At 32.7% G+C, this 2,138-nt stretch carries 2 protein-coding genes; both read right to left on the bottom strand.

Features of this window, described 5'->3' with window-relative positions:
* Positions 1-93: 93 nt before the first annotated feature.
* A complete protein-coding gene (locus tag QQZ16_RS02215) occupies positions 94-315 on the bottom strand; it encodes a GerAB/ArcD/ProY family transporter (protein ID WP_235252824.1) in 222 nt (73 codons plus the stop codon).
* An 8-nt stretch (positions 316-323) separates the two neighbouring features.
* Positions 324-1,805, bottom strand: a complete 1,482-nt coding sequence (locus tag QQZ16_RS02210) for a spore germination protein (RefSeq protein ID WP_235252825.1) — start codon at positions 1,803-1,805, stop codon at positions 324-326.
* Positions 1,806-2,138 lie beyond the last annotated feature (333 nt).

Here is a 2,138-nt window from a genome sequence, read left to right as displayed (position 1 = left end):
GAATACATGAACACACAAAACAGAGAAGATTTAAGCAGGACCCAAATGCATATTTAAACAATATTGAAAGCAAGTGGAATCGGCACAACTAAATCATTGTGTTAGTTGTGCCGTGTAAGTTTTTTTTAGGATAGAAATCATTAACCATGTAATCAAGCTAACGAATAAACCAGATAGTAAAATGGATATCCAAGCATCTTTTTTTGATTCTAGATACACAATTCTTGGGACTCCAAGAATTCCCATACCAATTTGCGAAGTGTGTATGATATAAAACGCCATAAAGGCGTTAACAAATCGTATATTTGATTTCATTTTGCACCTCAAAATTCATCTAAATCTGTTATATTTCTTAATCGCTCCTTTAGGCGAATGGAGTCTTTTGGTCGATTTACTAACGGTCGCCTCATATAAAAATGGTGGGGGAGACGTATTAAAAAATATTGCAAATCTTTCATTCTTAGCGGATATAGAGGTGCAAGATAAGGTTTATTTAAAGAAGTTAATTTTAACAAGTGAACCATTAGAATACATATACCAAAAATGATTCCATTTAACCCCCAAACACCTGCTAAAATAATGATTGGAAATCTAGCAATTCTGACAGCAGTGCCCATTTCATAAATAGGAGCCGAAAATGCCCCTAATGCACTAAATGCAACAATGATAATTAAAATATTGCTAGTTAATCCTGCCTCAACCGTTGCTTGGCCAATGACAAGACCTCCTACAATTCCCATTGTTTGTCCTACTTTTGAAGGAAGGCGGGCACCAGCTTCTCTAAGTAACTCAATTAACAATTCTAGTAAGAGTGCTTCTAATAAGGGCGGAAAAGGAACTTGTGAACGTGATTGTCCAATGATAAATAACAATTTAGATGGTATGAGTTCAAAATGATAAGTCATGGCAGCCACATAAATGGCTGTTAAAAAAATAGAACCTACCATAGCAAAAAATCGGATAAAACGAATAAATGTACTTAAAGACCATCTCAAATAGATATCTTCTGTTGATTCGAAAAATGAGAAAAAATTAGCAGGACCTATAATCCCTACTGGGCTACCATCTATAAAAACACCAATTCGCCCGTTTATAATCGAGTAGATGAATCGATCGGGCAGCTCTGTTAATATAAATTGTGGAAATAAAGAGTAATGATTATCTTCTAGGCATTGAGCCAAAACGGAACTGTCACTTATATTATCCGTTTTTAATTGTTTAATCCTTTCCTTAAGTGTCTGAAGAGTGTCATCGTTAGCAATATCTTTTATATATACAATTCTTACTTGCTTTTGAGCGCGTTCCCCAATCTTTATTTCATCCGTGCACAAATTATAATCATTTAGATTTTGTCTGATTATCTTAACGTTAGAAGTTAATGATTCAGTGAACGAAATTTTAGGTCCATATACTAACGATTCTGTTTCTGCTTTCTCAATAGAGCGTTCAATGGGATTTGCGCAGTTCACCATGAATCCCTTTTTCTCTTCTAAGAAATAAATATAAGCAAATCCATTTAATAGGGAAGAGATAACTTCTTGTTCCTCTATATTTACCATTATTTCTTCTATAGGAATGTTTTTCATTAAATAGGTGTAATGTAAGTATTCTACAGAAAGTTGTTCAATGTATTTAATGACATATTCATTTAGAATCTCTGGCTTAATTAAAATCTTCATGAAAATAATATGAATCCCCACTTGTCCAGCTTCAATCTTTCGACAATTCAAGTCGGGTGATTCATTAAGAATCGATTTAATTTTTTCATAACCTGGCAAGCTCTCATTATTATTACGCTCTGTCATTCTTATCATTTCCTTCAACGTTTTTTATAGTGTCTGTTAAAAAAATTATTTTATACAGAATATGGATAGAAGGATCGTAGAACCAATACATCATAATGGACAGCGTTAAACCATTATTGTGTCTAGTTTAAGAGGTTGGTTTCTTGTCAGTTATTACCCTTTTTCTCTCAGATTAATCCCAAATTTTATTTCTTCAATGTCCTTTTTTGGTTTTAACGTTAAACGTTGAAAGGATTTCCTTTTTTGTTTTGTTGTCATTTTTTCACCTTCTAAAATGTATGAAAAATTTGATGTTTAATAACAAAACAGTTCCTTTTTATGTATTAGACAAAC

This window comes from Bacillus sp. T2.9-1 (assembly GCF_950097965.1).
In the GTDB taxonomy this organism is placed as follows: Bacteria; Bacillota; Bacilli; order Bacillales; family Cytobacillaceae; genus Niallia; species Niallia hominis.
The sequence above is the reverse complement of the archived record's forward strand: the minus strand, read 5'-3'. Positions and strand labels throughout refer to the sequence as shown.